Below are 26,780 nucleotides of genomic sequence, written 5' to 3' on the forward strand. Positions count from 1 at the left end.
CGGGCATGATGAAGGGAGTGGGGTTTGCAGCAGATCTGGGCAAGGGCGCTATTGAGCGCGGTGCTTTTGCTGGCACTTGCGGCCTGCTCGGCAGGCCAGCCGCGCATTCAGGGCACCGGACTTGCCCAGCCGCTCCAATCGGCAGGGGCCGTGCTGGCGCCCGCGCATGGCGAAATCATTGGCAGCGGGCCGGTGCGGGTGGCGCTGATCCTGCCGCTCTCGGGCAATTCGGGACCGGTGGGGCGGGCCATGGTCAATGGCGCGCGGCTCGCTATGGACGAAATCGCCCGGACCGGCGGCCAAAACATCCATCTGGTGATCAAGGATGCCGGCACCGGTCCGGAAACGGCGCGCGCGGCAACCCAGCAGGCGCTGGCCGAGGGGGCCGAGCTGATCCTGGGGCCGCTGACCGCTGACGCTGTCGGGCTGGCCGGGGCGATCGCCAAATCCTACGACACGCCGCTGATCGGGTTTTCCTCCACCGCCAGCGTTGCCACCGACGGGGTCTATCTGCTCAGCGTGTTGCCGGAAGCCGAGATCACGCGCGCGCTCACCCATGCGCGGGCGCAGGGACGCAACACGATTGCAGCGATCATTCCCGATACCCCGCTGGGCAATGCGCAGGCCGACGCGCTGCGACTTGCGGCGGGGGAAACCGGCATGCAGATCGTTGCCATCGAAAGGTTCGACAGCGAGGCGCGCGCCCGCACCGCGGTGGAACGACTGGCCCCGGCCATGCGGTCCAATCTGGTCGATACGCTCTATATCCCCGATCGGGCCACGGCGCCCAGTTTCGGCATATTGCTCGATGCGGCGCGGCTGCCGCGCGACCGGGTGCTGATCATGGGATCGGCCGATTGGGAGGGCGATAGAGCCGTTCTCAATCAGCCCTATCTGGCGGGGGCGGTCTATCCGGCGATCGATCCGGGTGGACTTGCAGCGCTGGCGCCCGTTTATCACACGCGATTTGGCAGCGAGCCGCATCAGCTCACGACCCTGGCCTATTCGGCGGTGTTGCTGGCCAACACGCCCAGCCTGAGCCTTGCCACACCGCCTTACGGGACCGGGCTGGTTTCGCCGACCGGATTTGCGGGGCGCGACGGGCCGTTCCGGCTCCATTTCGACGGGCGGGGGGAATACGGACTGGTCATGCGTGAGGTCGCCGCGGGGTCCGCCGTCACCATCGACGCTGCGCGGCTGGGCGGCCTGCCGCTCGCTTCGAGCGGCGGCGCGGGCATTGATGCGGGCATTCCGCCGGCGGCGGAATTTCGTTAAGAGCATTCAGCGTTTCTCCGAATCGCTTCAATTGCTCTAAGTTTTTGTTTTGTCACGCTTCCGAACCGAATAAGTGGTTCCCACTTATCCTGGAAACGCTTTAGGCGGCCAGATCGGCGACCACGGCGTCGAGGACGGGCCAGCCCTTGTCGGTCACCCGCAACCTTCCGTTGGGGAGGGTTTCGATGAAGCCGATTCCCTTTAGGAAATCGATCTGGGTGGCGGTCAGCGCGCGGCGGGCGAGGGCCTGGTAGCGGGCCGGGTCGATCCCTTCACGCAATCTCAGGCCCATGACGAGATATTCGTCGCCTTCTTCGTCCCAGGTCAGGGTGTCGTCGGTGACGAGCCCATCGCCGGTCTCGATGACCTTTTCCCACCATTTGAACGGCATTTTCTCAGCCGCCGTGGCGTGGCGGGCGCCGCCCATGATCAGCCGACCATGGGCGCCCGGCCCGATGCCGGCATATTCGCCATAGCGCCAATAGATCATGTTGTGGCGGCTTTCCTGGCCGGGGCGGGCGTGGTTGGAAATCTCATAGGCCGGCAGGCCGTAGGAAGCGGTCAATTCCTGGGTCATTTCGAACATGTCGGCAGAAAGATCTTCAGATGGCATTTTCAGTTTGCCGGCGTTGAACAGGTCGAAATAGCGCGTGCCCGATTCGATGGTGAGCTGGTAGAGCGAGAGATGGCCCTCCGATAGCGCCAGCGCCTCGGTCAGCTCGTCCTCCCACTGGCCCAATGTCTGGTCGGGACGGGCATAGATGATGTCAAAGCTCGAGCGATCGAAGATCGATTGCGCCAGCCGCACGGCGGCCACCGCATCCTCGACCGAATGCAGGCGCCCCAGGCGGGCCAGGGGCTCGGGACGCAGCGATTGCACGCCCAGGGAGACGCGGTTGACCCCGGCAGCGCGATAGCCGCGAAAGCGCTCGGCCTCGACCGAGGTGGGGTTGGCTTCGAGGGTTATTTCGACCTTGTCGGCGATCTGCCAGTTCTTTGCGACGGCATCAAGGATGGTGCCGACAGAAGCCGGCTTCATGAGCGAGGGCGTACCGCCGCCGAAAAAGATCGATTCGACCAGCCGCTCGGGCGCGCGGCGGGCGGTGGTCTCGATTTCCTTGACATAGGCGCTAACGAAGCTGTCTTCGTCGAACTTGCCGTGATGGACGTGGGAATTGAAGTCGCAATAGGGGCATTTGGCCGCGCAGAACGGCCAGTGGACATAGACCCCGAATGCAGTGTTAGCGCTCAAAGCACGTCCTTTACGAATTTGGCAAAGGCGCGGGCACGGTGGGACAGGCCCTCCTTGCCAGGGGCCCAGGAATGTTTTTCTTCAGCGCTCATCTGGCCGAAGGTTTTCTCATATCCATCGGGCTTGAACATGGGGTCATAGCCGTGGCCCGAATCTCCGACGGGCGGCCAGACCAGCGTGCCGGGAGCGACACCTTCGAAAACCATGTCGGTGCCGTCGGGCAGGGCGAGGCAGAGCACAGCATTGAACTGGGCCCTGCGTTGGCCCGGTTCGGTCGCGCCTTTTTCGACGAGCAGATCCTGCACCTTTTGCATGGCGTTGGTGAAATTGCGCGGCACGCCCGCCCAATCGGCGGTGTAAACGCCGGGCTGGCCATCAAGCGCATCAACCGAAATGCCCGAATCGTCGCTGAGCGCGATTTCGCCCGTCGCCTTGGCGGCCGCGTGCGCCTTGAGCCGCGCGTTCTCGACAAATGTCGTGCCGGTCTCTTCCGGCTCGGGCAGGCCCAGATCACCGGCCGAGACGATCTCGAGGCCGAAGTCTTTCAGCATGTCCTGAAATTCGGCGAGCTTGCCTTTGTTGTGAGTGGCCAGAACCAGCCGGTCGCCGCGCTTGAGCCTGATCGTCATGACGCCCCCAATACGGCGCGCTGCAGGTCAACCAGTTCGGCAATGCCCTTTTCGGCAAGTCCGATCAGTTCGGCCAGCTCCTGGGCGGAAAAGGGTTCGGCTTCGGCCGTGCCCTGGATTTCAACGAACTTACCCGAACCGGTCAGAACGAAATTGGCGTCGGTATCGGCTTCGCTGTCTTCGAGGTAATCAAGATCGAGCACCGGGGTGCCGCGATAGACGCCGCACGATACGGCAGCCACATGGTCGCGGATTGGATCGCCCTTCAAAAGCGAACGTTCCTTCATCCAGAAAATCGCTTCCGACAGCGCAACGAAGGCGCCGGTGATCGAGGCGGTTCGGGTGCCGCCATCGGCTTCGAGCACGTCGCAATCCAAAATGACCTGATTTTCGCCCAGAGCCTGCATGTCGATGACGGCGCGCAGGGAGCGCCCGATCAGGCGCTGGATTTCCTGGGTACGGCCCGATTGCTTGCCAGCGGTCGCCTCGCGGCGGGTGCGTGAGCCGGTGGCGCGGGGCAGCATGCCGTATTCGGCGGTTACCCAGCCCAAGCCCTGACCGCGCCGCCAGGGCGGAAGGGAGGTTTCAACGCTTGCGGTGCACAGAACGCGGGTCCGCCCGAACGAGACGAGGCACGAGCCCTCCGCCTGCGGCGCGACGCCCCGTTCAATTGTCACATCGCGTATCTGATCGCTTGCCCGTCCGCTTGGCCGCATAAAAACTGTCTTCCCGGTGTCTGTTGGCTGATATGGTTACCAGCCTCTTAACGGTTCAAGACGGCTGGAACAAGCGGCGCGCCCTTGGCGGTCCCCGTGATTTCTCCTACTTAGTTAACCTGGGGCATTTGATTGTGTTTGGATTCAATTTCTTGCCAGCGCCGGCCCTGGAAGCGAAAAAGACGAAATGGAAAAAACACCACTGAATTCGCCCGAATTCCTGACGACCCTTTCGGCGCGCAGCCAGGACATCTTCCGGCGGCTGGTCGAGCGCTATCTGGAAACCGGCGAACCCATAGGGTCGCGGGCCATTTCCAAGATGCTCGACATGCAACTCTCGCCCGCATCCGTGCGCAATGTGATGGCCGATCTGGAAGAGCTGGGCCTGATTGCCGCACCGCATACATCGGCGGGGCGGGCACCAACGCAGGAAGGCTTGCGGTTTTTCGTCGATGCCATGCTCGAAGTGGGCGCCATGGACGAGACCGAGCGCGACCAGATCGCCCGCACCGTTTCGGGCGGGGGCAGGTCGGGACGTGTCGAAGACCTTCTCAACGAAGCGAGTGCCTTGCTCTCGGGCCTGTCGCATGGCGCGGGCATGGTGATTGCCGCAAAATCGGACATGGTGCTCAAGCATGTAGAATTTGTCCGGCTCGACCCCGAGCGGGCCATGGCGATTCTTGTGGGGGAAGACGGGCAGGTTGAAAACCGCATTATTGCGCTGCCACCGGGGCTGACGGCGAGCGCCTTGACCCAGGCATCGAACTTTCTGGCCCATCACATCGTGGGCAAGACGCTGCAGCAGGCGCGCGATTCGATCCGCCGGCAATCGGAAAGCCAGCGGGCCGAACTCGATGCCATTGCGCAGCGGCTGGTGGATTCCGGGCTGGCCTCGATGATCGAGGCCGATACCTCTGCTCCGACGCTGATCGTTCGGGGCAGGGCCAATCTGATCGATGACACGATGGCATCGGAAGATCTGGCCCGTGTGCGGCAATTGTTCGACGAGATCGAAACCAAGCAGGGGCTGATCGATCTTTTGAACGATGCGGAAACCGCCCAAGGGGTGCGCATCTTCATTGGTTCGGAAAACAAGCTGTTTTCGCTTTCCGGCTCCTCGGTCGTTTTGTCGCCCTACAAGGATGCCAATGACAAGGTGGTGGGCGTCCTGGGCGTGATCGGGCCGACGCGGCTCAATTATGCGCGCATTGTGCCGGTGGTCGATTATACCGCGCATGTTGTGTCCAAGCTGATCTCGCGCAAAACCGAGCTTTAGCGGTTTTGTTAAGTGGGGCTTTTCGCCACGAGGCTTGAAATATTTCCGCCCTTGGCCGATATGGCAGCCAACCTTAACTTCCCCAATCGTTGAAAGAGCAATGATGAGCGACGACAACACGACGCCAGAGCCGAACGACGACATCGATCCGCGCCTTGAGGCCGAGGACGCAGAAGCGGTTTCCACCGAGCCGACGGCCGAGGAGCGCATCGCCCAGCTTGAAGCCGAAAAGGAACAGCTGCGCGACCAGGTGCTGCGCACGGCGGCCGAAATGGAAAACCTGCGCAAGCGCACCGAGCGCGAAGTTTCCGACACGCGCTCTTATGCCATTGCCGGGTTTGCCCGCGACATGCTGGTGGCCACCGACAATCTCTCGCGCGCCCTGATGGTCATTCCCGCCGAATTGCGGGAAAACGCCGACGGCACGCTCAAATCCCTGATCGAGGGGATCGAGATGACCGAGCGCGAAATGCAGCGGCTTTTGCAAAAGAACGGGGTGATCCCGATCGTGGCCGAGGGCGAAAAGTTCGACCCCCACCGCCATCAGGCCATGTTTGAAGTGCCTGACCCCTCCGTGCCCGAAGGCACGGTGGTTCAGGTGGTCCAGACCGGATATGCCATTGGCGAGCGCGTTCTGCGCCCCGCCATGGTGGGCGTGGCCAAGGGTGGCAACAAGCCCGCACCCAAAACGGACGCCGAGCCCGGCGATGGACTCGACAAATCGGCCTGACAAAAATTCACGCAAAGCGGGGGGCGCGCTTGAAGGGCCCTCCCCCCCTCCTTATATAGCCAACAAGCCCGGGAAACCGGGCCAAATCCATCCCCCAGAGGGGTCCGGCACGACCGATCAATGCGATGCCGCAACGTGAATGGGCGCGTTGAGGGGTCAGAGCCAAATTTTAGGACTCGCTCGAGAAATGAGGTTTCGGAATGGGAAAAGTAATCGGTATTGACCTGGGCACGACCAATTCGTGCGTTGCCGTCATGGACGGCAAAAACCCCAAAGTGATCGAGAATGCCGAGGGCGCGCGCACCACGCCGTCCATGGTGGCCTTCTCAAGCGATGGCGAGCGTCTCGTGGGCCAGCCGGCCAAGCGCCAGGCCGTGACCAACCCCGAGGGCACGCTGTTTGCCGTCAAGCGCCTGATCGGGCGCCGGTTCGAAGACCCGATGGTCACCAAGGACAAGGGCCTTGTGCCCTACAAGATCGTCAAGGCTGACAATGGCGACGCCTGGGTGGAAGCGGATGGGAAGAAATCTTCTCCGTCCGAAGTCTCCGCCATGATCCTTGGCAAGATGAAGGAGACCGCCGAGAGCTATCTCGGTGAACCGGTGACTCAGGCCGTCATCACGGTTCCGGCCTATTTCAACGACAGCCAGCGCCAGGCCACCAAGGACGCCGGCAAGATCGCCGGGCTCGAAGTGCTCCGCATCATCAACGAGCCGACCGCTGCCGCGCTGGCCTACGGGCTGGACAAGAAAGAATCCGGCACGATCGCTGTCTATGACCTTGGCGGCGGCACGTTCGATATTTCGATCCTCGAGATCGGCGACGGCGTTTTCGAAGTCAAATCCACCAATGGCGATACCTTCCTTGGCGGTGAAGATTTCGACATGCGTCTTGTCGATTACCTCGCCGACGAGTTCAAGAAAGAGCAGGGCATTGACCTGCGCGGCGACAAGCTGGCGCTGCAGCGGCTCAAGGAAGCTGCCGAAAAGGCCAAGATCGAGCTTTCGTCCGCCAGCCAGACCGAAGTGAACCTGCCGTTCATCACCGCGGACGCTTCGGGCCCCAAGCATCTGCAGCTCAAGCTGACCCGCGCCAAGTTCGAATCGATCGTTGAAGATCTGATCAAGCGCACCATCGATCCGTGCCGCGCAGCGCTCAAGGATGCCGGGATTTCGGCTGGCGAGATCGACGAAGTCGTTCTGGTCGGCGGCATGACCCGCATGCCCAAGGTGCAGGAAGAGGTGAAGAACTTCTTTGGCAAGGAACCCCACAAGGGCGTGAACCCTGACGAAGTGGTTGCCATGGGCGCCGCCATTCAGGCCGGCGTTCTGCAGGGCGATGTGAAAGACGTGCTGCTGCTCGACGTGACCCCGCTTTCGCTGGGCATCGAGACGCTCGGTGGCGTGTTCACCCGCCTGATCGACCGCAACACGACGATCCCGACCAAAAAGAGCCAGGTGTTCTCCACCGCTGAAGACAATCAGTCGGCGGTGACCATCCGGGTCTTCCAGGGCGAGCGCGAAATGGCGGCCGACAACAAGATGCTCGGCCAGTTCGATCTGGTCGGTATCCCCTCGGCGCCACGCGGAGTGCCGCAGGTCGAGGTGACCTTCGACATCGACGCCAACGGCATCGTCAATGTTTCGGCGAAAGACAAGGGCACGGGCAAGGAGCAGCAGATCCGCATCCAGGCCTCGGGCGGTCTTTCGGACGCCGATATCGAGCAGATGGTCAAGGACGCCGAAGCGAACGCGGAGGCCGACAAGAAGCGCCGCGAAGTCGTGGAAGCCAAGAACCAGGCCGAAAGCCTCGTGCATTCCACCGAATCCTCGCTCAAGGAGCATGGTGACAAGGTAACGGCCGAGATCAGGACCGAGATCGAGACCGCCATTGCCGATACCAGGACCGCACTCGAGGGCGACGACCCCGAGGCGATCAAGGAAAAGGCCGCGGCGCTTGCCCAGGCTTCGATGAAGCTTGGCGAAGCCATGTACAAGGCCAGCCAGGAAGAAGCCGAAGCCGCTGCCGCGGGTGACGCCCAGGCCGATGACGACGTGGTCGATGCCGACTTCGAAGAGGTCAAGGACGACGACGACAAGAAGTCGGCGTAAACCTTCTGCCTTGAAAATGATCGCAGTGCCGCCTTCGGGCGGCACTGTTTTTTCCAGGGCGCCAGTTTCACGTGAATCACCGGTGAGTGCTGGTCTTTTCGCCGCTGCCTATGGTAACAGGCAGCAACGATGATTACCTAGGCGCACAAGGGCTTCGGCCAATGCTGGCCCCAAGAGAGATGCGTCATGACAAGAACGGTTGGTTTGGCACAAGAGATGATCTTGCACCCGTCCATTTTCTGCCCCTGCCGCGATATGGGGGTACATTGAGCTCATGAGCAAAGCCGATTTTTATTCCGTGCTCGGAGTCGAAAAATCCTGCGATGCCGCGGCGCTGAAATCCGCCTATCGCAAGCTGGCCATGCAGTATCATCCGGACCGCAATCCGGGAGACACCGAGGCCGAGCACAAGTTCAAGGAAGTTTCCGAGGCCTACGACACGCTCAAGGACCCGCAAAAGCGCGCGGCCTATGACCGGTTCGGCCATGCGGCGTTCAACGGCGGCGGCGGTGGTGGAGCCCACGGGTTCGGGAATGACTTTTCCTCCTCGATGTCCGATATTTTCGAAGACATTTTCGGGGAATTCATGGGCGGGGCCTCACGCCAGCGCCAGCGCGACGGCCGCCAGCGCGGTTCGGATCTGCGCTACAATCTCGAAATTACCCTCGAAGATGCTTTTGCGGGCACGACAGTCGATATCGACGTGCCATCCCTGATCGGGTGCGAAACCTGCGATGGAACGGGCGCCAAGCCGGGCACCGGGTTTTCCACGTGCCGCATGTGCAGCGGGCATGGCAAGGTGCGCGCGGCGCAAGGGTTCTTCACCATCCAGCAGACCTGTCCCCAGTGCCACGGGCGCGGGGAAACCATGGACCAGCCCTGCACGGACTGCCACGGGCAGGGTCGCAGGCAGACCTCGCGCACGCTTTCGGTCGATGTTCCAAAGGGAATCGAGGACGGTACGCGCATTCGCCTGGGCGGCGAAGGCGAGGCGGGATTGCGCGGCGGACCAGCCGGCGATCTTTACATTTTCGTTTCGGTAAAACCGCACCAGTTGTTCCAGCGTGACGGGGCCGATCTTTACGCCAAGGTGCCCATTTCTATGATCACCGCAGCTCTGGGCGGCGAGTTCGAAGTGCCGACGCTCGAAGGCAGCCGCGCCAAGGTCAAGGTCAATGAAGGCACCCAGCCCGGCCAGCGCGTGCGTTTGAAAGGCAAGGGCATGCCGGTGCTGCGCAGCCAGCAGGTCGGCGACCTCTACGTTCAGCTCGATGTGGAAACGCCGCAAAAGCTTTCAAAGCGCCAGCGCGAACTGCTCGAGGAGTTCGAAAACCTCTCCAACCGCGAAACCTCGCCGGGATCGGAAGGGTTTTTCGACAAGCTCAAGACCATGTTCCACTGAGCCGGTCAGTGGGCATTCTGGAAAAGCCCTCCCACCGCGGAGGGCTTTTTTTGTCTGTGAGCGCTTGCCGCGGCCAAAGTGAGGCGGCTTAACTGGCGCAAAACCCAATCAGGAGATGCCAATGGCTAGAGCCCTTACCCTTTGCGGCTCGATCCGCACCGGATCGGTCAACAAGATGCTTCAGGATGCGGTGGATGCCAAGCTCGCTGCGGCGGGGGTTACGGTCAATTCGATCACGCTCAAAGATTTCGAGATGCCGATTTTCAACCAGGATCTCGAGCCCGACAATGTGCCCGAGGCCGCGGGGCGACTGGCCGATCTGTTCCGATCCCATGATATCGTGTTTATCGCCACGCCCGAATACAATGGCGGGCTGCCGCCATTGATGGTCAACACGATCGCCTGGCTGTCGCGGCAAAAGCCTTCGCCCTTCCGGCATGCGGTGTTCGGGATCGGCGGGGTATCCTCGGGGCGCTACGGGACCATATGGGCGCAGAGCCATCTGCGCGATTCGCTTTCCAAGATCGGGGCGGTGGTGGTGCCGACGCTGCTTGGCACGGGGCCGGATTCAAGCGTCTTTGCCGATGACGGCACCGTGGCTGAGGCCGGCGTGATCGCCAAGATCGACCAGATGGTGAAAGAGCTCACCCATTTTTCGCGTGGCGGGATTTGAGGCCGGGCGCTTGCGCTCACGCGCAACTCGTGGCATCGAGCCCTCACACACCAAAGCACGCGGAGACATGGAATGGCCGGTGACCTGATTGTCGGGCTCGATGTCGGGACACGCAGAGAAGCCGAGGACATGATTTCGCGGCTCGACGGCATCGTCGATTTCTACAAGATCGGCTATCAGCTCTTTTACGGCGGCGACGGGCTGATCGTGGGCAAGGAATTACTCAAGGCCGGAAAGCGCGTGTTTTTCGACCTCAAGCTTCTCGATATCGACAACACGGTTGCCAAAGGCGTCGCGGCGATTGCCGATACCGGGGCGACCATGCTGACGCTTCATGCCTATCCCAAGGCGATGGCGGCGGCGGTCAAGGCGGCCGAAGGGAGCTCCCTGTGCCTGCTTGGCGTAACGGTCCTCACCTCAATGGATCAGGCCGATCTCGATGAAGCCGGTTATGGCATTTCCGTTGACGAGCTTGTGGCGCGCCGGGCGCGGCAGGCGCGCGAAGCGGGCATGGGCGGTGTCGTCGCCTCGGCCTTCGAGGCGCGGGCCATACGCGAAATCGTCGGGCCCGACATGGCTGTCGTGACGCCGGGCATCCGCCCCTCGGGTTCTGACAAGGGCGACCAGAAGCGGGTGATGACACCGGCCGATGCGCTGACGGCGGGAGCGTCCCACCTTGTGGTGGCGCGCCCCATCATTGCCGCACCCAGCCCGCGCCAGAGCGCGCAGGCGGTGCTGGCCGAAATGCAGGCGGCGTAAGGGGAACACCATGGCATTGAAAATCGGGGTTGTGGGCGCGGGCGGGCGCATGGGACAGACGGTTATCCGCGCGGTGGCCGCCCATGGCGGCATGACACTTGCGGCGGCTGCCGATCGGGACAATTCGAGCGTTCTGGGCAAGGATGCAGGTAGCCTGGTTGGGCTCGAACCTCTGGGAGTTGTCATCGGTGATACGCCGCTCGATATCGTCGACCAGGTGGATGCGGTGCTCGATTTCACGGCGCCGCAACTGAGCGTGGCGCTGGCCCGCCGGGCGGCCGAGCGCAAGCTGATCCACATTATCGGCACGACCGGCTGCTCGCCCGAAGACGACGCCGCGATCGCAAGGGCCGGTGCCGAGGGCGCGCGAATCGTCAAATCGGGCAATATGAGCCTTGGGGTGAACCTTCTTGCCGCGCTGGTCAAAAAGACAGCGGCCAGCCTCGATATCGGGTTCGATATCGAAATTCTCGAAATGCATCACCGCCACAAGGTGGACGCGCCTTCGGGTACGGCGCTGCTTCTGGGCGAAGCGGCAGCCGAGGGCCGCGGCATCGATCTTGCCGACAATTGGGTCAAGGTGCGTGACGGGCACACGGGGGCACGCGAGCCCGGCTCGATCGGCTTTGCCACACTGCGCGGCGGCGGAATTGTGGGCGAGCATTCGGTGCTGTTTTCGTCCATGGCCGAAACCATCACCCTGTCTCACTCTGCACGCGACCGGACGCTGTTTGCCGACGGCGCGCTCCGGGCGGCACTGTGGGCCGCCGAGCAGCCGGCGGGTCTTTATTCCATGGCCGATGTTCTCGGCCTTTGATTCTTTATGACCGCGCTATCGAACACGCTCAATGACAAGGACTGATCTATGACCGGCACGCTGATCCTCGTTCGCCACGGCCAGAGCGAATGGAACTTGAAAAATCTGTTCACCGGCTGGAAGAATCCCGGGCTGACCGATCTGGGGATCGAGGAAGCGAAAAAGGCCGGGCAGGCGCTCAAGGCGCGCGGCACGGTTCCCGATGCCTATTTCACTTCGGCGCTGACCCGCGCGCAGCGCACGCTCGATCTGATGCTCGAGGAAATGGGCATCACCGACCTCACGATCGTTCGCAGTCACAAGCTCAACGAGCGCGATTACGGTGACCTGTCGGGGCTCAACAAGGACGACGCGCGGGAGAAATGGGGCGACGAACAGGTCCATATCTGGCGCCGCTCCTATGACGTGCCCCCGCCGGGTGGCGAGAGTCTGAAAGACACCGCGGCGCGGGTTCTGCCGTACTACGAAGCCGAGATCGAGCCGTTGCTCAAGGCTGGAAAGACCGTCCTGGTCACGGCGCACGGCAATTCGCTGCGGGCTTTGGTCATGAAGCTCGAGGGGCTTGACGAAGAAGCGATCCTCAAACGCGAAATCGCCACTGGAGCGCCAATCATTTACGGCATCGATGCCGAGGGCAAGCGGGTTTCGACCGAAGAGCTTTAGTCAACGTTTTCGGGCGTATCGCCCAGGACGTCGCGCACATAAAGCTCGAGCACCAGGACGCGCAGAGCGGCAAGCAGGGGTGTGCCCAGCGCCACCCCGAGCGGGCCCAGTGCCACGCCCATGAACAAAAGGAAGATGACGGTCAGGGCCGGGGCGAGATTGACCACCCGATCCTGGATCAGCGGGGTCGTGACATTGGCGTCGAACTGCTGGATCAGGGTATAGCCACCCAGAACGATGAGCGCGGTCGTCCAGTCCTGGCCGATCATCGACAGACCGATGGGGATGAAGGCCAGGATCGGCCCCACAAAGGGAATGAAGTTGAGCAGGCCCGCGATCAGGCCGAGCGTCAGCCCGTAGGACAGGCCCATTACAAGGAGGAGGGCTGTCGTCAATCCGCCCACAATCGCCATCAGCGCCAGCTGCCCCACCAGCCAGTGCTGAAGCGTCACGCCGGCCTTGCCGAGCACCTCGCGGGCCCGCGGGCGGGCCTTTATGGGCAAGAGAATGGTCAGCCCGTCGCGATATCGCCTGGGATCGATGGCGAGAAATATGCCGGTGAGAAAGACGATCACCATGTTCGAAATCAGGCCGAACCCTGTGCCCAGGACGGCACCGGCGCCGCCAAAAATGGTCTGGGGTTCGGGGATGGCTTCGACGATATCGGTCACATCGAAGGTACGCGCCACCGGCAGGCCCCAATCATTGAGCTGGCTCGCCACCATGTCCCAGGCCTCGCCCAGTGCACTTGAAAGGGCATCGAACTGCGTGACAATCGTCACCCCGCCGCCGATGGCGGCAATGATGATGACCGCCACGACAAAGATCAGGGTCAGGACCACGGCAAACGCACGCGGGAGGACGGGCACGAGCCGCATCGACAGCCGGATGAGCGCGTCGAGCACGGCGGCCACGAGAATGGCGGCAAACACCAGCATGAAGATGTGCGCGTAAAGCGCGACCAGCACCAGTGCCAGAAGTCCGATAAGTGCCAGAACTATTATGCGCGCCAAATCAGCCCTCCGCCTCTTACGAGAGGCTAAGGCCTGAAACGCCCAGGAGTTCCATGCGCTATTGTGAAGCGAGGAGCCCCGCTTCCCAGCCCAGAATGGCGCGTTTGCGCACGATGCCCCAATGATAGCCGGTGAGCGCACCGCTCGAGCCCACGATCCGATGACAAGGGACGACAAAGGAAATGGGGTTGCGCCCGACCGCCCGGCCGATGGCGCGGGCTGCGTTGGGCTTTCCTACCGCCCTTGCGACCTCGCCATAGGTGGCGGCGCGACCGGCGGGCACCTTGAGCAGGGTTTCCCAGACCTTGATCTCGAACTGGGAGCCGATCATCACCAGCCGGACCGGCTGTTGGGGATCCCACCGGTCAGGATCGAAAATGCGGACGGCAATCGGGGCAACCGCGTTGTCGTCGCGCCTGTACCCGGCATTCGGCCAGCGGCTGGCCAGATCTTCAAAGGCGTACTGCTCCTTGCCGTCATCGGCAAAGGAAATGCCGGCCACGCCATATTGGGTGACCATCAGGCACACCTTTCCGAAGGGCGATGGCGCATAGCCCCAGGTGACTTCGAGCCCGGCCCCCTTTGCGCGGTAGATGCCCGGAGGCACCGCGTCATAGGTCACGAACAGGTCATGGAGACGGGAGGGGCCCGAAAGGCCCAACTCATAGGTCGTATCGAGCACGCTCATATTGTCGCGCAAAAGCTTTCGCGCGTGGTCGAGCGCCACGGCCTGGGCAAAGCTCTTGGGCGTCAACCCGCACCAGCGGCGGAACATATCGACCAGCTGGCGTTCGCTGATCGAGAGCGCATGGGCCAGCCCGGCGATATCGGACGCTTCGGGGCCAGGCATCGAGAGGTATTCGATGGCCCGCGCGATGGTGCGATAGGTCTCGGCGCTGGTCATATCGGGAAGCTGTGAAATTGGTGTCATCTCGTTCATGGGCTCACACTATCGACCGATCTGGTACCGTACGACCCGATTTTTACGTCGATCAGCGCTTTGCCCGGCTCAAAGCATGCCCGAAGGCATCGGCAAAACTCGCCTTGTCGTCGGGGGTGAGGAACCGCCCGATCTCGATCTCGCCTTCGCGCGTCACGATCTTGAGCGCCGTAACCCGGTTCTCATTGTCTCTGATGACCGAGAGCCGGATGAAGAAGGGATTGAACGAGACAGCGGTTTCCCGGCCCTTCTTGGTGACATGGCGGATATCGAGGGCATCGGGCCAGAGGGTGATTTCCTCGAACATGTCCTTGTCGCGCAGCGAAGCGGTGAGCGCCCAATAGAGCAGGAGCACATCGAGCCCCAGAAGCCCCACGACCGGCCAGGCGCCCATGGCGTAAAACGCGATGCCGGGGATCGACGCCATGACGCTGGTGAATGCTATCACCCAGCGGATTGCCTGGGGCGAAAGCGAGCGGTGAGGGCTCAGCAATGCGGCAAAGAGCGGGCTCTGGGTCATCTCGGCTTGCCTTTTGGGCTCATGACCATTCTAAGGGGATTGTCCGGACAAAAATCAAATCAAATATCGCCGCGCCCCATGCCCAAGCCACTGACCAGGGCCGAGATCGAAAAGATCTTCGAAGCCTTCTCGCTTCACGATCCCGAGCCCAAGGGTGAACTCGACTACGTCAATGTCTTTACGCTTCTGGTCGCCGTGGTGTTGTCCGCCCAGGCCACCGATGTGGGAGTCAACAAGGCAACCAGGGCGCTGTTTGCCATTGCCGATACGCCCGAAAAGATGGTGGCGCTGGGCGAAGACGCTATCCGCGAGCATATCAAGACCATCGGGCTGTACCGCAACAAGGCCAAAAACGTCTTCCTTTTGAGCCAGATGCTGATCGAAAAATACGACGGCCAGGTCCCCGATACCCGCGAGGCGCTCGAGGCCCTGCCCGGGGTGGGCCGCAAGACAGCAAACGTGGTGCTCAATATCGGGTTCGGCCAGCCCACCATTGCCGTGGACACCCATCTGTTTCGCGTGGGCAACCGCACGGGGATCGCGCCGGGCAAAACGCCGCTGGCTGTGGAGCTGGCGCTTCTCAAGCGGGTACCCAAGCACTATCTGCTGCACGCCCATCACTGGCTGATCCTGCATGGGCGCTATGTGTGCAAGGCGCGCAAGCCCGAATGCTATCGCTGCATCATCGCCGAGTGGTGCCGCTATCCGGCCAAGACCGCCGGCTAGACCGGTTGCGCCCCCGGCCGCTATGGCTTAAGCGAGGGGCAGTATCCATGACAGTTTATGCGGAGCGCCGATGACCACGCGGTTCGACGTCCTGACCATCGGCAACGCCATCGTCGATGTGATCGCCCCGATCGATGACACTTTCCTTGTCGATGAAGGCTTGCGCAAATCGATCATGCATCTTGTCGATGCGGATCGCTCGGCGGATCTTTTCTCCAAGATGCCCCAGAACAAGACCATCATTCCGGGCGGCAGTTCGGCCAATACGGCGGCGGGCGTTGCGGCGCTGGGCGGCCGGGCCGCGTTTGTGGGCAAGGTTGCCGAGGACGAGCTGGGCCTGATCTTCCGGGACGATTTCGATACCAAGGGGATCGGGTATGAAACCGGCTATCTTTATGACGGCCCGGCCACCGCGCGCTCGATGATCCTTGTGACGCCCGATGGCGAGCGCACCATGAACACCTATCTGGGCGCCTGCCAGCACCTGACCGAAGACGATATCGTCGAGGAGACCATAGGGGCTTCGGCCATTACCTATATGGAAGGCTATCTGTGGGACCCCCCGCAAGCCAAGAAGGCCTTCGTCAAGGCCGCCCACTACGCCCACAAGAATGAGCGTGCCGCAGCGATCACGCTGTCGGACCCGTTCTGCGTCAACCGGTTCCGCAACGAGTTTCTCGATCTCATCAAGTCAAAGACCATGGATTACGTCTTTGCCAATATCGAGGAGGTCAAGGCGCTCTATGATACCGACGATCTCAACGTCGCCGTGCGCCAGTTGGCCGAAGACGCCGAAATCGCAGCGGTCACCATGGGCGCGCGCGGCGCCATGGCGATCAAGAACGGGGAAATCGTTTCAGTCCCGGCCTTTCCAGTCAGCGATGTCGTCGATGTGACCGGCGCGGGCGATCTTTTCGCATCGGGCTTCCTGCTCGCCACGGCGCGCGGACAATCGATGGAAGAGGCGCTCAAGCTGGGGTGCCTGGCCGCATCGGAAGTGATTTCGCACTATGGCGCGCGCCCGGTGGCCGATCTCAAGGAACTCGCACGCGGCGAAGGTATAGCCGTCTAGACCTTGCGCAACGCCACTTCGTGGATGGAGTGGTCGGCGCCTTTCTTGAGAATCAGATCGGCCCGCCCGCGGGTGGGCAGGATGTTTTCGCGCAGATTCGGCAAATTGATAGACTGCCAGATGGACTTGGCCGTCGAAACTGCCGTCAGCTCGGAAAGCTCGGAAAAGCGCTTGAAAAAGCTCTGGGGGTCGCGGAAAGCCGTTTCGCGCAGCTTCATGAAGCGCTCCACATACCAGGCCTCGAGCACGTCCTCGTCGGCGTCGATATAGACCGAGAAATCGATGAAGTCGGACGCGAAGACGATCGGGTTGCCGGTTTTAGGCAATTCGCCGGGCTGAAGAATGTTGAGCCCCTCGACGATGAGAATGTCGGGGCTCTCCACGGTGTTGGTCTTGTCGGGTACGATATCGTAGACCAGATGAGAATAGGTCGGGGCGCTGACCCTGGGCTGGCCCGATTTGATCGCGGCGAGAAACTGAACGAAGGCCGACCGGTCATAGCTTTCGGGAAAACCCTTGCGCTGCATCAACCCGCGCTCCTCGAGCACCCTGTTGGGATAGAGGAACCCGTCGGTGGTGATGAGATCGACCTTGGGCGAGCTCGGCCAGCGGCGCAGCAAGGCGCGCAGGATGCGGGCGGTGGTCGATTTGCCCACCGCCACCGAACCGGCAACACCGATGATGAAGGGCACCTTTGCCCCGTTATGGCCCAGAAAGCGCGTCGAGGCGTAGTGGATGCCCTGAATGGCTTCGACGTAGAACGAGAGCAGTCGGGTTAGCGGCAGATAGACGATTTCGGCTTCAGCCAGCGAGATCGGATCGTTGAGGGCCCGGAGGTGTTCGATATCTTCGGCATTGAGCGTCATGGGCTCGTCAGCGCGCAGCCGTGCCCATTCGTCGATAGAAAAACTCAGATAAGGCGTGTAGGAACTCTTGGGCATTCTCAGTCCCTGGGCCTTGCGGCCTTTTCGGCCAGACCCGATTGCGCCGTGCGCCGGTCAAGTTCATCGGACACTTCAGAGAGCGCCACGCCCTCCGAGCGCAACAGAACCAGAAGGTGATAGACAAGGTCGGCGCCTTCCTTGACCAGTTCCTCGCGATCGCCGCTCATCGCCGCAATCACTGTCTCAACGGCCTCTTCGCCCAGTTTCTGGGCGCATTTGGCGGTTCCCCTGGCGATCAGCTTTGCCGTATAGGACTCCTCGGGCGAGGCGTTCGCCCGCTCGGCCAGGCGCGCGTCAAGCGCTTCGATGCTCAATGTCATGAATTGGGCCTCCGTCTCCCCGCCATCCGTCTAATCATCGCCGGGGGCAGGGTGCAAGCAGTCAAAAAGGTTAGTCGAGCCGCATGGGAATACCGGCGGCAGCCATATGCGCCTTGGCCTCGCCGATGGTGAACGTGCCAAAGTGAAAGATCGAAGCGGCCAGAACAGCAGTCGCGTGGCCCTTTTTGATGCCATCGACAAGGTGATCGAGAGTGCCAACCCCGCCCGAGGCGATAACCGGGACTTCCACCGCATCGGCGATGGTACGGGTCAGCTCGAGATCGAAACCGGACTTTGTCCCGTCGCGGTCCATGGAGGTGACCAGCAACTCGCCGGCTCCGCGCTCGACGGCGCCAATGGCGAATTCCACGGCGTTGAGCCCGGTCGGCTTGCGCCCGCCATGGGTGAAAATTTCCCAGGTGCCCGAGTCGCCGCGTTTGGCGTCGACCGAAACCACAATGCACTGATTGCCGAACTTGTCGGCGGCCCGCGCCACGAAATCGGGGTCGTTGACCGCAGCGGAATTGATCGAAACCTTATCGGCGCCGGACAACAGCAGTTTGCGGATATCGTCATTGGAACGCACGCCCCCGCCCACGGTGACCGGCATGAAACAATGCTCGGCCGTGCGCGCCACGACGTCAAAAATCGTATCGCGGCCTTCGTGGCTGGCGGCGATATCAAGAAAGCACAGCTCGTCGGCTCCCGCCGCATCATAGGCAATGGCCGCTTCGACCGGATCGCCGGCATCGACAAGATCGACGAAATTGACGCCCTTGACGACGCGGCCGTCCTTGACGTCGAGGCAGGGAATAATACGGGCCTTGAGGGTCATCGGACGCCCGCTCCTCTTTTGAAATTTGCTGTCCTCGCGGCTGCGCCGCTGCGGGCAAGCCGGGCGTCCCTGACGTCGAGGCAAGGGATGATACGGGCCTTGAGGGTCATGCCGCCTCGCCCTTCAAAAGTGCCAGTGCTTCACGTGAATCAATGCGGCCGTCATAGAGCGCCCGGCCCGAGATCGCGCCTTCGAGAATCTGGGCGTCGGGCTCGGTCATGCGGCGGATGTCCCCGATGTCGGCCAGACCACCCGAAGCGATGACCGGAATGGATGTGGCCTTGGCCAGTTCCAGCGTCGAGGGCCAGTTGATGCCCTTCAAAACCCCGTCACGGTCGATATCGGTATAGATGATCGCCGCAACCCCCGCGCCCTCGAAGCGTTGCGCAAGGTCGATGGCCGAGAGTTCGGAAGTTTCCGCCCAGCCTTCCACGGCCACCTTGCCGCCGCGCGCGTCGATGCCCACGGCAACCCGACCGGGGAACGCCTTGCAAGCGGCCTTGACCAGTTCGGGATCGCGCACGGCGACGGTGCCGAGAATGACGCGGGCCAGGCCCTTTTCGAGCCAGCTTTCGATATGGGCGAGCTTGCGAATGCCGCCACCGAGCTGGACCGGGAAATCGACGGCCCTAAGGATTGCCTCCACTGCCGCGCCATTGACGCTTTCACCGGCAAAGGCGCCGTTGAGATCGACGACGTGGAGATATTCAAACCCCTGATCCTCGAACGCCCTGGCCTGGGCTGCCGGATCATCGTTGAAGACAGTCGCCTGTTCCATGTCGCCAAGCTTGAGGCGCACGCACTGGCCGTTCTTGAGGTCGATGGCGGGAAACAAAATCATGGTGAAACGACCGGGTCCTCAGCGACATGGGGTGGTTCTTCGACGCGGCGGTAGGAATAGACCTTGGCGTCTCGTATCTCGATTTGAGCGGCGTTGTCTGCCTCGTACTCGACATCGCCGTTGGCGTCGAGCCAGTCGATGTGATGATCGAGCCGCACTGTCAGACCATCGGTCCGCATGTCCTTGATCGTAATGCGCATCGGCTCGGCATCAAACCAGTCTGAAACGACCTCATGGCCAACACCGGCACCTTCGGGGCCATAAAAGGCCACGGCCTCGTGGCACAGGCCGAGAAAGGCATCCTTGTCGCGCCGGGTTATGGCGTCGCACCAGGAGGTGACGATCCGTTCCGGCTCGTCCATCAAGGCGTCCATCCGAGAAAGTTCTCAATGAGCGCCAGGCCAAGTGATTGGCTTTTTTCGGGGTGGAACTGGGTGCCGAAAATGTTGTCGCGACCGACGATGGCCGTGATCGGACCGCCATAATCGGCGGTGGCGATCACCTCCTCGGGCTTTTCAGCCTTCATGTGATAGGAGTGCACGAAGTAAGCGTGCAGGCCATTTTCGCCCGTCTCGATGCCTTCAAGAAGGACGTGGGCGCGTGAAACGCTGAGCGTGTTCCAGCCCATATGCGGCACCTTGAGCGCGGGGTCGGACGGCTCGATCTTTTCAATCGCGCCGGCGATCCAGCCCAGCCCCTTTGTTTCGGTCTTTTCCCGCCCGACGCTGGCCAGAAGCTGCATGCCGACGCAGACGCCAAGGAATGGTGCACCGCCGGCGATCACCTTTTCGGTCAGCACCTCATGCATGCCGGGCACGGCATCAAGCCCTGCCATGCAATCGGCAAAGGCACCGACGCCGGGCAGGACTATCCTGTCGGCGTTGCGGACCAGATCGGCATCGGAGGTGACGATGATTTCGGTTTCGGTTCCTTCGGCGGCGCGGGCAAAAGCCTTTTGCGCCGATTTGAGATTGCCTGCTCCATAGTCGATGATGGCAACGATCTGGCTCATTGGCGGGGTCCGTAGGTTTTTTCGAGCCATATCTGCTCGGCGGAGATTGTGCTGTCGGCGGCCAATTCCCCGCTCGCGATCCAGTTGCGGTTTTCCAGCGCCTGGCCGGCGATGGGCGCGGCCGCAAAGCCGGTCCACAACGCAAAGATCAGATAGAGCAACACTGAAAGATCATCACCGATATGGGGCGCGAGCACAAAAAGTCCAATCACCACGACGACCCAGAGCACAAGATAGGCAATCGCGCCGCGCGCAAGGGCCCAGAACGGGGCGAACAGAAAGGCGCCCCAACTGAATTTTTCGGGCAGAACATGAATGGCGTCGGGGCCGTTTTCCGGCTTGGCATAAATAGCATAGAGGGTCATGAGACCGGTCCGTAACGGGGCATTGCCCCAGCCTAGATCCTACAACACGCCCTTGGTCGAGGGCACCTGATCGGCCGCGCGGGGGTCGATTTCAACCGCCTGACGCAGCGCGCGCGCCAAAGCCTTGAACAGGCTTTCGGCGATATGGTGGTTGTTGTCGCCATAATGGTTTTCGGCGTGCAGCGTGATGCCGGCATTGATCGCAATGGCCTGGAAAAATTCGCGCACCAGTTCGGTATCGAAAGTGCCGATCTTGGGCGAAGTGAACTCCACCCGCCAGACAAGGAACGCGCGGCCGGACACATCGAGCGCCACTGTCGATTTGGTGCCGTCCATGACCAGATCGCACGCGCCATAGCGCATGATGCCCTTCTTGTCGCCCAGTGCTTCTTTAAACGCCTGGCCGATGGCAATGCCGACGTCTTCAACGGTGTGATGATCGTCGATGTGCAGATCGCCCCTGGCGTGGATCGCCATGTCGATCAGAGAATGGCGCGAAAGCTGGTCGAGCATGTGATCGAAAAAGCCGATCCCGGTTTCGATCTGCCGCACGCCATTGCCATCGAGGTCGACGGCCACGGCGATCTCGGTCTCGTTGGTCTTGCGATCGAGCTTTGCCTTGCGCATTGGGTTCATCCCCTTGGAAACTCGGGCCTTGCATTAACAGCTTGAAGGGCGCCGGGAAAGCCCGGCATGGTGCCTTCGCATTGCATTTAGCCCAGCCAATCCTAAATAAAGGCCAACACGCGTTTTTTTGTAAGAGGCATTTCGAGTTTCACATGACGACAATCGTTTCAATACGCAAGGGCAATCAGGTCGTGGTGGCGGGTGACGGACAGGTCTCGCTCGGCCAGACCGTCATGAAGCACTCGGCCAAGAAAGTGCGCCGGTTGGCAGGCGGTTCGGTGATTGCCGGATTTGCCGGGGCCACAGCCGACGCCTTCACCCTTTCCGAGCGGCTCGAGGCCAAGCTCGAGCAATATCCCGGGCAATTGATGCGCGCCTGCGTGGAGCTGGCCAAGGACTGGCGCACCGACCGATATCTGCGCCGGCTCGAAGCCATGATGATCGTTGTCGATAAATCCGATTCGCTGATCCTGACCGGAACGGGGGATGTCTTGTCTCCCGAGGACGGGATCGCCGCCATTGGCTCGGGCGGCAATTATGCCCTTGCCGCAGCCCGCGCCCTGGTTGACAGCGACAAGAGCGCCGAGGAGATTGCCCGCAAATCCATGGCCATCGCTGCCGACATCTGCGTTTATACCAATGCTGATGTGACCGTCGAAACGCTCGAGCTTGACTCTTGAGCTTTTCGATCCGCCAGATTGGACCTGATGAGGCCGAGGCCTATCGGACCATAAGGCTGATCGCGCTGGACGGTGATCCGGGATCGTTTGCCTCCGATGCCGAAACCGAAAGGGCGCGGCCCATCGAATGGTACGCCCAAGGCACAAGGGATGCCGCCATTTTCGTGGCGTTCGCGGACGACCAACCGGTGGGAATGGCGGGCCTGTTCGTATCCGATCGGCCCAAGACCGGCCATATCGGCACGATTTTCGGGCTCTATGTTCGCCCCGAATACCGACGCAGCGGGACAGCAGCGGCGCTGATGGACGCCATCATCGCTTACGCCAGGACGGTGGTTCGGCAGGTCCATCTGGGCGTGGCCGTGGACAATTGCGCAGCCCTGAAACTCTATCATCGGTTCGGGTTCCAGACCTATGGCACCGAGCCGCGCGCCCTTCATGTCGATGGGCGCTTCATCGACGAGCACCTGATGGTGCGGTTTCTGGATAAAGAAGACAGATAATGACCGACAGAAGTTTTTCCCCCCGCGAGATCGTTTCCGAGCTTGACCGCTATATCGTCGGGCAATCGGACGCCAAGCGTGCCGTGGCCATTGCTCTGCGCAACCGCTGGCGCCGCCAGCAATTGCCCGAGGATATCCGCCGCGAGGTAAGCCCCAAGAACATCCTGATGATCGGGCCAACCGGCGTGGGCAAGACCGAAATTTCACGTCGCCTTGCGCGACTGGCCCAAGCGCCGTTCGTCAAGGTCGAAGCCACCAAATTCACCGAGGTGGGTTATGTCGGCCGTGACGTCGAACAGATGATCCGCGACCTGGTCGAAGCCGGTATCGTGATTCTGAAAGACCGGAAGCGCGCCGAGGTGAAGGCCAAGGCTCATCTCAATGCCGAGGAGCGGGTGATCGACGCACTGGTGGGGCAATCGGCGACCCCCTCGACGCGCGAGGCGTTCCGCAAAAAGCTGCGCGACAACGAACTCGACGACAAGGAAATCGAGATCGAGGTGCCAGCCACTTCGGGCATGCCGATGTTCGATATTCCCGGAATGCCGGGCGCCGGGGCGGGGATGATCAACCTCTCGGACATGTTCGGCAAGGCGTTTGGCGGCAAGACGCAGAAGCGCAGCGTCAAGGTCAAGGACAGCTATGAAATTCTCATCAATCAGGAGGCCGACAAGCTGCTCGATCAGGACAAGATCAATGTCGAGGCGATCGAGCTGGTGGAAAATCACGGCATCGTCTTTATCGACGAGATCGACAAGGTTGCCGCCAAGGAAGGCGGGGTAACCGGTGGCCCGAGCCGCGAAGGCGTGCAGCGCGATCTGTTGCCACTGATCGAGGGCACCACGGTTTCCACCAAATACGGACCGGTCAACACCGACCATATCCTGTTTATCGCCTCGGGTGCCTTCCACGTCTCAAAGCCGTCCGATCTTCTGCCCGAACTTCAGGGCCGGTTGCCCATCCGGGTGGAATTGCGGGCTTTGACGCGCGAGGATTTCATCAAGATCCTTTCGGACACTGAATATTCCCTGATCCGGCAATACGTGGCGCTGATGGGCACCGAAGGGGTGACGCTCGAATTTACGCCCGATGCCATCGAGGAAGTCGCCACTGTCGCGGTGTCGGTCAATTCGAGCGTCGAGAATATCGGCGCGCGACGCCTGCAAACGGTGCTCGAAAAGCTGGTCGAGGACATTTCGTTCGAAGCGCCAGACAAGGCTGGAACGACGCTGACCATCGATGGCAATCGTGTGCGGGAAACCGTGGGCAAGATGGCCGGCGATACCGATCTGTCACGCTACATTCTTTAGCTGCCACCGAAAAACGCAATGGCGCGACCGGCGAACACAGCCAGGATCCAGAACAGGATCGAGGCTGCCGCCAAAAGCCGCGTCGTCGCGCTCTCGGGCGCCAGAAGCTTCCGGCCCAGAACGAAAACACCGGCATTGGCGAGCGCCAGCCCGATCAGGCCCAGCTTGGTGAGAAATACCGGATTGCCCGCATATTGGGATGGCCGGACGGAAAACAGCAGGGCGCCGGTTGTCACCGCGACGCCGAGCGCTCCAATAGCCACAGGACGCAACACGGCGATGGCCGCTCCGAGCGGGACCCGGCGTCCGGCGCCCAGCACGCGGGGATCCATGAGCAGCGCGCTGGTCACCAGCATGCCGAGCGAAAGGATATGGAGCCCATTGACGATCGGATAGGCGAAAATATCGCGCCGCAGATAGTTGGCCAGCGCGAGATTTTCGATTGCCTCGAGCATATCGTGCTTACTGGTCGAGCTCGGCGGCGAATTGGGGATAAACGTCGTAAGTCGCATCGCCGATCACAAGCCGGACGGCTTTCATGCGGTATTCGGCCTCATCGGTGGACCGGTGGCCATGGGCGACAACTGTGTCGCCAATCGCCACCACCGTCTCGTCGAAGCCCGACGCCAGGGTCCGCCCGACAGGGGCCAGTTCGACTGTCCAGTCAGTCTCGCCATCGTTGAGAGTGAGGGTAGGGTGCGGTTGGCCGATATAGAGATCGGTCAATGTCCCTTCGAGCTCGAAAAACTCTTCGCTTGTCCAGCCCCAGCCATGATGGGCGAAAGCGGGAAGGGCAACACAGACCGACAGGGCCGTACCAAGGGCAAAAAGCGTGCGGCGTGAAACAATCGACATGGCGGAACACCCCTTGAACGCGAGCAGGCCTGAAACTGTGCAGCGACAATGTGGCACAGGCAAGGACGCCGGACTCCGACACATCCTCAGGGTCAGGGCTTGCTGCGGACTGCGCGGCGCATCACTTCGTCGCGCACTGCCTTCATGTCCTCAGGGGTCAGACGGGCGATCTCCCGGCCCAGCACATTGGTCAATTCGGTTGCCTCGGGTGCCATGCCGGACGTGTCGATGGTCATTTTGGGGTCTGAAATCTCGGCCAGGCGCTGGATTTCCTCGGCTTCGTCCCAGATGACGTTGAAATAGGCGATGATGCGCTGCACCATGAACCATGTGGGCTTGCCGCGCTTGCCGTGCTCAAGCGCCGAGAGATAGGCGCTCGACACGTTGAGGGCCTTGGCCATGTCTTTGAGCGCAATGGAACGTTCGGCACGCAGCTTGCGCAATTTGGCGCCAAGCGGGGTCACATCTGCCTCCTGCGTTTGAGCCGGACATAGAGCGCGCCACCACCGCCATGGCTTTGATGGGCAGGATCGATGCCCGCCACCATAGGGGCCAGATTTGTCGCATTGAGCCAGAGCGGCACCATTTCGCGCAGCACGCCCTTTTGCTCGAGCTGCAGGTAGCCGGTCTTTTTGATCCCCTTGCCGGTTATGACCAGAACCGTCCGGTCTCCACGCGCCGCACGGGCGGGGATGAACCTTTCAAGCGCCAGGCGCGCCTGGTCCTGGGTCATGCCATGCAGATCAAGAGTTGCATCGATCGGTTCATGCCCGCGCGCCAGCCGGCGCTTGAGATTGGGCTCGATCGATTTTTCCGATGCGGGAATCTTCGAAGCAGCGATCATCGGCTGGACCGAGGGCAGGGGCGGACGCGCAAAGCGGGGCGATGTATCGCGCGGTTTACCAGAATCGGGTTCCTCGCCGGCCCTCTCGAGCGCTTCGAGCAGGGCCTTGGGGTCGGAACTCTTGCGGCGCAAGAGAGGATCGACGGTGTTGCCCACCGCATTCCAGAGATGCCAGTCACGCACCGGCCCGGGCTTTTTGGAGCGAGGACCGGGCGGTTTGCGCGCCATGGCGGACCGGCCTTTCGGCTCTATTCGAGATCGTTGGTCGCGACCAGCTTCCAGTTGGGGTCGCGCGAGCGCGTGTTGCGCATGAAGGTCCATTCGTCGGCGATTGCCACGACCTGGCCCGGCGTGCCCTCGACAATTTCGCCCTCGCGATCCTTGGTGATCGAGACCACTTCGGCATCGATTCTGAGGGTCACGACCGCGTTGCGCTTGTCGAGTTCGGCTTCGACAAATTCGATATTGGAGAGGCCCACAAAGGTGAAATCGACGGTATGACCGGCCGCTTCGCGCTCGGTTATCGCGGTGTCGAAGCTGTCGTAAACATCCTTGTCGAGCAGCATTTTGAGGGTCTTGCGGTCGCCAGAGGCGTAGGCCGAGACGATCATCTCGTAGGCTGATTTGGCGCCTTCGAGGAACTGCTTGGGCGAGAAAGCCGGATCAGCCGCCACGATGGCGCGCAGGCCGTTTTCGATTTCGGGCTTGCCGCCCCCCAGTTTTTCGATCTCGGCTTCAAGCTTGCGCTGCTGGCGTTCGGCTTCCTCTGCGTCCTGAGGATTGCGGCGCGGCATCGGAACCACCGTGTCGTCATTGTCCGATTTGGTGCGCGAGATCGAGTCGTAACGCGCCGAGGGTGGCCGCTCGTTGCCCGTACGGGTGCCCAGAACCGAGCGCAGACGCAGGAGCACCACGATGGCCACCACGATGACGATAAGGGTGGGAAAGTCGAGAAATTCGCCCATGAGTGAAATTCTGGCTCCAAAATGAATGGTTCTGTCCACCACCCGATCCGTGACACGTATGGTCAAGCGCGGATTCCTGGCGGTTCGCAATCTGGTTGTCGTGAC

General features: G+C 61.6%; 33 protein-coding genes. 14 read left to right on the top strand and 19 right to left on the bottom strand.

Annotation, left to right across the window (positions count from 1 at the left end):
* Positions 1-24: 24 nt before the first annotated feature.
* Positions 25-1,275, top strand: a complete 1,251-nt coding sequence (locus OF122_RS00390; RefSeq protein ID WP_264225919.1) for a penicillin-binding protein activator — start codon at positions 25-27, stop codon at positions 1,273-1,275.
* A 100-nt stretch (positions 1,276-1,375) separates the two neighbouring features.
* Here OF122_RS00390 and hemW read toward each other — a convergent pair whose 3' ends face one another.
* The 3 genes from hemW to rph are packed head-to-tail and all read right to left on the bottom strand — an operon-like array spanning position 1,376 to position 3,872.
* Positions 1,376-2,527: a radical SAM family heme chaperone HemW gene (gene hemW / locus OF122_RS00395; protein ID WP_264225920.1), complete on the bottom strand. Its 1,152-nt coding sequence runs from the start codon at positions 2,525-2,527 to the stop codon at positions 1,376-1,378.
* Positions 2,524-3,156, bottom strand: a complete 633-nt coding sequence (rdgB, locus tag OF122_RS00400; RefSeq protein ID WP_264225921.1) for an RdgB/HAM1 family non-canonical purine NTP pyrophosphatase — start codon at positions 3,154-3,156, stop codon at positions 2,524-2,526. Before rdgB ends, hemW begins: the two co-directional genes overlap by 4 nt.
* Positions 3,153-3,872: a ribonuclease PH gene (rph, locus tag OF122_RS00405; RefSeq protein ID WP_264225922.1), complete on the bottom strand. Its 720-nt coding sequence runs from the start codon at positions 3,870-3,872 to the stop codon at positions 3,153-3,155. The genes rdgB and rph overlap by 4 nt, the downstream gene beginning before the upstream one ends.
* A gap of 187 nt (positions 3,873-4,059) precedes the next feature.
* Between rph and hrcA the strand changes: the two genes are divergently transcribed.
* The 8 genes from hrcA to OF122_RS00445 all read left to right on the top strand — a co-directional run bounded on the left by hrcA (position 4,060) and on the right by OF122_RS00445 (position 12,303).
* Positions 4,060-5,148, top strand: coding sequence for a heat-inducible transcriptional repressor HrcA (hrcA, locus tag OF122_RS00410; RefSeq protein WP_264225923.1), 1,089 nt, complete (start codon positions 4,060-4,062; stop codon positions 5,146-5,148).
* A 100-nt stretch (positions 5,149-5,248) separates the two neighbouring features.
* Positions 5,249-5,878 carry a nucleotide exchange factor GrpE gene (grpE, locus tag OF122_RS00415; protein WP_264225924.1) on the top strand — a complete coding sequence of 210 codons (630 nt, stop codon included), beginning with the start codon at positions 5,249-5,251 and terminating at the stop codon, positions 5,876-5,878.
* A gap of 200 nt (positions 5,879-6,078) precedes the next feature.
* Complete coding sequence (gene dnaK / locus OF122_RS00420; RefSeq protein WP_264225925.1) at positions 6,079-7,989, top strand: molecular chaperone DnaK; 1,911 nt, start codon at positions 6,079-6,081, stop codon at positions 7,987-7,989.
* Positions 7,990-8,263: 274 nt separating this feature from the next.
* The gene (dnaJ, locus tag OF122_RS00425) at positions 8,264-9,391 is read left to right on the top strand and encodes a molecular chaperone DnaJ (protein WP_264225926.1); all 1,128 of its coding nucleotides are present in this window, start codon (positions 8,264-8,266) and stop codon (positions 9,389-9,391) included.
* 121 nt (positions 9,392-9,512) lie between these two features.
* Positions 9,513-10,064, top strand: a complete 552-nt coding sequence (locus OF122_RS00430; RefSeq protein ID WP_264225927.1) for an NADPH-dependent FMN reductase — start codon at positions 9,513-9,515, stop codon at positions 10,062-10,064.
* A gap of 72 nt (positions 10,065-10,136) precedes the next feature.
* Positions 10,137-10,823 (top strand): orotidine-5'-phosphate decarboxylase, encoded by a 687-nt coding sequence (gene pyrF, locus OF122_RS00435; RefSeq protein ID WP_264225928.1) that lies wholly within the window; start codon positions 10,137-10,139, stop codon positions 10,821-10,823.
* A gap of 10 nt (positions 10,824-10,833) precedes the next feature.
* The gene (gene dapB / locus OF122_RS00440; RefSeq protein ID WP_264225929.1) at positions 10,834-11,640 is read left to right on the top strand and encodes a 4-hydroxy-tetrahydrodipicolinate reductase; all 807 of its coding nucleotides are present in this window, start codon (positions 10,834-10,836) and stop codon (positions 11,638-11,640) included.
* 48 nt (positions 11,641-11,688) lie between these two features.
* The gene (locus OF122_RS00445) at positions 11,689-12,303 is read left to right on the top strand and encodes a 2,3-bisphosphoglycerate-dependent phosphoglycerate mutase (RefSeq protein WP_264225930.1); all 615 of its coding nucleotides are present in this window, start codon (positions 11,689-11,691) and stop codon (positions 12,301-12,303) included.
* On the opposite strand, the gene OF122_RS00450 is transcribed toward OF122_RS00445, so the two are convergent.
* The 3 genes from OF122_RS00450 to OF122_RS00460 form a co-directional block, all read right to left on the bottom strand.
* Complete coding sequence (locus OF122_RS00450; RefSeq protein ID WP_264225931.1) at positions 12,300-13,316, bottom strand: AI-2E family transporter; 1,017 nt, start codon at positions 13,314-13,316, stop codon at positions 12,300-12,302. The genes OF122_RS00445 and OF122_RS00450 overlap by 4 nt on opposite strands.
* Positions 13,317-13,374: 58 nt before the next feature.
* Positions 13,375-14,247, bottom strand: a complete 873-nt coding sequence (locus OF122_RS00455; protein ID WP_264227719.1) for a methylated-DNA--[protein]-cysteine S-methyltransferase — start codon at positions 14,245-14,247, stop codon at positions 13,375-13,377.
* A 61-nt stretch (positions 14,248-14,308) separates the two neighbouring features.
* Entirely contained in the window at positions 14,309-14,776 is a 468-nt protein-coding gene (locus OF122_RS00460; RefSeq protein WP_264225932.1) for a DUF2244 domain-containing protein, read from the bottom strand.
* Between the two features lie 78 nt (positions 14,777-14,854).
* On the opposite strand from OF122_RS00460, the gene nth reads away from it, so the two are divergent.
* Both nth and OF122_RS00470 read left to right on the top strand, forming a co-directional pair.
* Positions 14,855-15,502 (top strand): endonuclease III, encoded by a 648-nt coding sequence (gene nth / locus OF122_RS00465; protein WP_264225933.1) that lies wholly within the window; start codon positions 14,855-14,857, stop codon positions 15,500-15,502.
* 70 nt (positions 15,503-15,572) lie between these two features.
* Positions 15,573-16,574: an adenosine kinase gene (locus OF122_RS00470; RefSeq protein ID WP_264225934.1), complete on the top strand. Its 1,002-nt coding sequence runs from the start codon at positions 15,573-15,575 to the stop codon at positions 16,572-16,574.
* Here OF122_RS00470 and coaA read toward each other — a convergent pair.
* The 8 genes from coaA to hisB all read right to left on the bottom strand — a co-directional run bounded on the left by coaA (position 16,571) and on the right by hisB (position 21,527).
* Positions 16,571-17,515 carry a type I pantothenate kinase gene (gene coaA, locus OF122_RS00475; RefSeq protein ID WP_264225935.1) on the bottom strand — a complete coding sequence of 315 codons (945 nt, stop codon included), beginning with the start codon at positions 17,513-17,515 and terminating at the stop codon, positions 16,571-16,573. The genes OF122_RS00470 and coaA overlap by 4 nt on opposite strands.
* A 2-nt stretch (positions 17,516-17,517) precedes the next feature.
* Positions 17,518-17,838 carry a phosphoribosyl-ATP diphosphatase gene (locus OF122_RS00480; protein ID WP_264225936.1) on the bottom strand — a complete coding sequence of 107 codons (321 nt, stop codon included), beginning with the start codon at positions 17,836-17,838 and terminating at the stop codon, positions 17,518-17,520.
* Between the two features lie 70 nt (positions 17,839-17,908).
* Entirely contained in the window at positions 17,909-18,673 is a 765-nt protein-coding gene (gene hisF / locus OF122_RS00485) for an imidazole glycerol phosphate synthase subunit HisF (protein WP_264225937.1), read from the bottom strand.
* Between the two features lie 106 nt (positions 18,674-18,779).
* Positions 18,780-19,514: a 1-(5-phosphoribosyl)-5-[(5-phosphoribosylamino)methylideneamino]imidazole-4-carboxamide isomerase gene (gene hisA / locus OF122_RS00490; RefSeq protein ID WP_264225938.1), complete on the bottom strand. Its 735-nt coding sequence runs from the start codon at positions 19,512-19,514 to the stop codon at positions 18,780-18,782.
* Positions 19,511-19,876 carry a nuclear transport factor 2 family protein gene (locus tag OF122_RS00495; protein WP_264225939.1) on the bottom strand — a complete coding sequence of 122 codons (366 nt, stop codon included), beginning with the start codon at positions 19,874-19,876 and terminating at the stop codon, positions 19,511-19,513. Before OF122_RS00495 ends, hisA begins: the two co-directional genes overlap by 4 nt.
* Positions 19,876-20,526, bottom strand: coding sequence for an imidazole glycerol phosphate synthase subunit HisH (gene hisH / locus OF122_RS00500; RefSeq protein WP_264225940.1), 651 nt, complete (start codon positions 20,524-20,526; stop codon positions 19,876-19,878). The genes OF122_RS00495 and hisH overlap by 1 nt, the downstream gene beginning before the upstream one ends.
* Positions 20,523-20,891 carry a DUF2628 domain-containing protein gene (locus OF122_RS00505; protein ID WP_264225941.1) on the bottom strand — a complete coding sequence of 123 codons (369 nt, stop codon included), beginning with the start codon at positions 20,889-20,891 and terminating at the stop codon, positions 20,523-20,525. The genes hisH and OF122_RS00505 overlap by 4 nt, the downstream gene beginning before the upstream one ends.
* A 39-nt stretch (positions 20,892-20,930) precedes the next feature.
* On the bottom strand, positions 20,931-21,527 hold the full coding sequence (gene hisB / locus OF122_RS00510) for an imidazoleglycerol-phosphate dehydratase HisB (protein WP_264225942.1): 597 nt from the start codon (positions 21,525-21,527) through the stop codon (positions 20,931-20,933).
* Positions 21,528-21,670: 143 nt separating this feature from the next.
* Here hisB and hslV point away from each other — a divergent pair, with 143 nt between their 5' ends.
* Genes hslV through hslU form a run of 3 tightly spaced genes read left to right on the top strand, consistent with a single transcriptional unit; the run spans position 21,671 to position 24,011 of the window.
* Complete coding sequence (gene hslV, locus OF122_RS00515) at positions 21,671-22,198, top strand: ATP-dependent protease subunit HslV (protein ID WP_264225943.1); 528 nt, start codon at positions 21,671-21,673, stop codon at positions 22,196-22,198.
* Positions 22,195-22,701 (top strand): GNAT family N-acetyltransferase, encoded by a 507-nt coding sequence (locus OF122_RS00520; protein ID WP_264225944.1) that lies wholly within the window; start codon positions 22,195-22,197, stop codon positions 22,699-22,701. Before hslV ends, OF122_RS00520 begins: the two co-directional genes overlap by 4 nt.
* Complete coding sequence (gene hslU, locus OF122_RS00525) at positions 22,701-24,011, top strand: ATP-dependent protease ATPase subunit HslU (RefSeq protein WP_264225945.1); 1,311 nt, start codon at positions 22,701-22,703, stop codon at positions 24,009-24,011. Before OF122_RS00520 ends, hslU begins: the two co-directional genes overlap by 1 nt.
* Here hslU and OF122_RS00530 read toward each other — a convergent pair.
* The 5 genes from OF122_RS00530 to OF122_RS00550 form a co-directional block, all read right to left on the bottom strand.
* Positions 24,008-24,466 carry a hypothetical protein gene (locus tag OF122_RS00530; RefSeq protein WP_264225946.1) on the bottom strand — a complete coding sequence of 153 codons (459 nt, stop codon included), beginning with the start codon at positions 24,464-24,466 and terminating at the stop codon, positions 24,008-24,010. The two genes, hslU and OF122_RS00530, sit on opposite strands and share 4 nt — an antisense overlap.
* Before the next feature lie 7 nt (positions 24,467-24,473).
* The gene (locus OF122_RS00535; RefSeq protein ID WP_264225947.1) at positions 24,474-24,866 is read right to left on the bottom strand and encodes a DUF6152 family protein; all 393 of its coding nucleotides are present in this window, start codon (positions 24,864-24,866) and stop codon (positions 24,474-24,476) included.
* A 92-nt stretch (positions 24,867-24,958) separates the two neighbouring features.
* Positions 24,959-25,330, bottom strand: coding sequence for a helix-turn-helix domain-containing protein (locus OF122_RS00540; protein ID WP_264225948.1), 372 nt, complete (start codon positions 25,328-25,330; stop codon positions 24,959-24,961).
* Positions 25,327-25,938, bottom strand: a complete 612-nt coding sequence (locus tag OF122_RS00545; protein ID WP_264225949.1) for a Smr/MutS family protein — start codon at positions 25,936-25,938, stop codon at positions 25,327-25,329. Before OF122_RS00545 ends, OF122_RS00540 begins: the two co-directional genes overlap by 4 nt.
* A gap of 20 nt (positions 25,939-25,958) precedes the next feature.
* A complete protein-coding gene (locus OF122_RS00550) occupies positions 25,959-26,741 on the bottom strand; it encodes a Tim44/TimA family putative adaptor protein (protein ID WP_264225950.1) in 783 nt (260 codons plus the stop codon).
* Between the last annotated feature and the right edge of the window lie 39 nt (positions 26,742-26,780).

Source organism: Pelagibacterium flavum, assembly GCF_025854335.1.
In the GTDB taxonomy this organism is placed as follows: Bacteria; Pseudomonadota; Alphaproteobacteria; order Rhizobiales; family Devosiaceae; genus Pelagibacterium; species Pelagibacterium flavum.

Bases quoted from the DNA above. Each gene is read 5' to 3' on its own strand.
- dnaJ (WP_264225926.1), top strand. From the start codon at position 8,264: ATGAGCAAAGCCGATTTTTATTCCGTGCTCGGAGTCGAAAAATCCTGC.
- coaA (WP_264225935.1), bottom strand. From the start codon at position 17,515: ATGCCCAAGAGTTCCTACACGCCTTATCTGAGTTTTTCTATCGACGAA.
- OF122_RS00480 (WP_264225936.1), bottom strand. From the start codon at position 17,838: ATGACATTGAGCATCGAAGCGCTTGACGCGCGCCTGGCCGAGCGGGCG.
- rph (WP_264225922.1), bottom strand. From the start codon at position 3,872: ATGCGGCCAAGCGGACGGGCAAGCGATCAGATACGCGATGTGACAATT.
- OF122_RS00470 (WP_264225934.1), top strand. From the start codon at position 15,573: ATGACCACGCGGTTCGACGTCCTGACCATCGGCAACGCCATCGTCGAT.
- nth (WP_264225933.1), top strand. From the start codon at position 14,855: ATGCCCAAGCCACTGACCAGGGCCGAGATCGAAAAGATCTTCGAAGCC.
- hslV (WP_264225943.1), top strand. From the start codon at position 21,671: ATGACGACAATCGTTTCAATACGCAAGGGCAATCAGGTCGTGGTGGCG.
- OF122_RS00545 (WP_264225949.1), bottom strand. From the start codon at position 25,938: ATGGCGCGCAAACCGCCCGGTCCTCGCTCCAAAAAGCCCGGGCCGGTG.
- grpE (WP_264225924.1), top strand. From the start codon at position 5,249: ATGATGAGCGACGACAACACGACGCCAGAGCCGAACGACGACATCGAT.
- dapB (WP_264225929.1), top strand. From the start codon at position 10,834: ATGGCATTGAAAATCGGGGTTGTGGGCGCGGGCGGGCGCATGGGACAG.
- OF122_RS00445 (WP_264225930.1), top strand. From the start codon at position 11,689: ATGACCGGCACGCTGATCCTCGTTCGCCACGGCCAGAGCGAATGGAAC.
- hisF (WP_264225937.1), bottom strand. From the start codon at position 18,673: ATGACCCTCAAGGCCCGTATTATTCCCTGCCTCGACGTCAAGGACGGC.
- OF122_RS00530 (WP_264225946.1), bottom strand. From the start codon at position 24,466: ATGCTCGAGGCAATCGAAAATCTCGCGCTGGCCAACTATCTGCGGCGC.
- OF122_RS00505 (WP_264225941.1), bottom strand. From the start codon at position 20,891: ATGACCCTCTATGCTATTTATGCCAAGCCGGAAAACGGCCCCGACGCC.
- hisB (WP_264225942.1), bottom strand. From the start codon at position 21,527: ATGAACCCAATGCGCAAGGCAAAGCTCGATCGCAAGACCAACGAGACC.
- pyrF (WP_264225928.1), top strand. From the start codon at position 10,137: ATGGCCGGTGACCTGATTGTCGGGCTCGATGTCGGGACACGCAGAGAA.
- OF122_RS00535 (WP_264225947.1), bottom strand. From the start codon at position 24,866: ATGTCGATTGTTTCACGCCGCACGCTTTTTGCCCTTGGTACGGCCCTG.
- hslU (WP_264225945.1), top strand. From the start codon at position 22,701: ATGACCGACAGAAGTTTTTCCCCCCGCGAGATCGTTTCCGAGCTTGAC.
- OF122_RS00430 (WP_264225927.1), top strand. From the start codon at position 9,513: ATGGCTAGAGCCCTTACCCTTTGCGGCTCGATCCGCACCGGATCGGTC.
- rdgB (WP_264225921.1), bottom strand. From the start codon at position 3,156: ATGACGATCAGGCTCAAGCGCGGCGACCGGCTGGTTCTGGCCACTCAC.
- dnaK (WP_264225925.1), top strand. From the start codon at position 6,079: ATGGGAAAAGTAATCGGTATTGACCTGGGCACGACCAATTCGTGCGTT.
- hisA (WP_264225938.1), bottom strand. From the start codon at position 19,514: ATGATTTTGTTTCCCGCCATCGACCTCAAGAACGGCCAGTGCGTGCGC.
- hrcA (WP_264225923.1), top strand. From the start codon at position 4,060: ATGGAAAAAACACCACTGAATTCGCCCGAATTCCTGACGACCCTTTCG.
- OF122_RS00495 (WP_264225939.1), bottom strand. From the start codon at position 19,876: ATGGACGAGCCGGAACGGATCGTCACCTCCTGGTGCGACGCCATAACC.
- OF122_RS00455 (WP_264227719.1), bottom strand. From the start codon at position 14,247: ATGACACCAATTTCACAGCTTCCCGATATGACCAGCGCCGAGACCTAT.
- OF122_RS00460 (WP_264225932.1), bottom strand. From the start codon at position 14,776: ATGACCCAGAGCCCGCTCTTTGCCGCATTGCTGAGCCCTCACCGCTCG.
- hisH (WP_264225940.1), bottom strand. From the start codon at position 20,526: ATGAGCCAGATCGTTGCCATCATCGACTATGGAGCAGGCAATCTCAAA.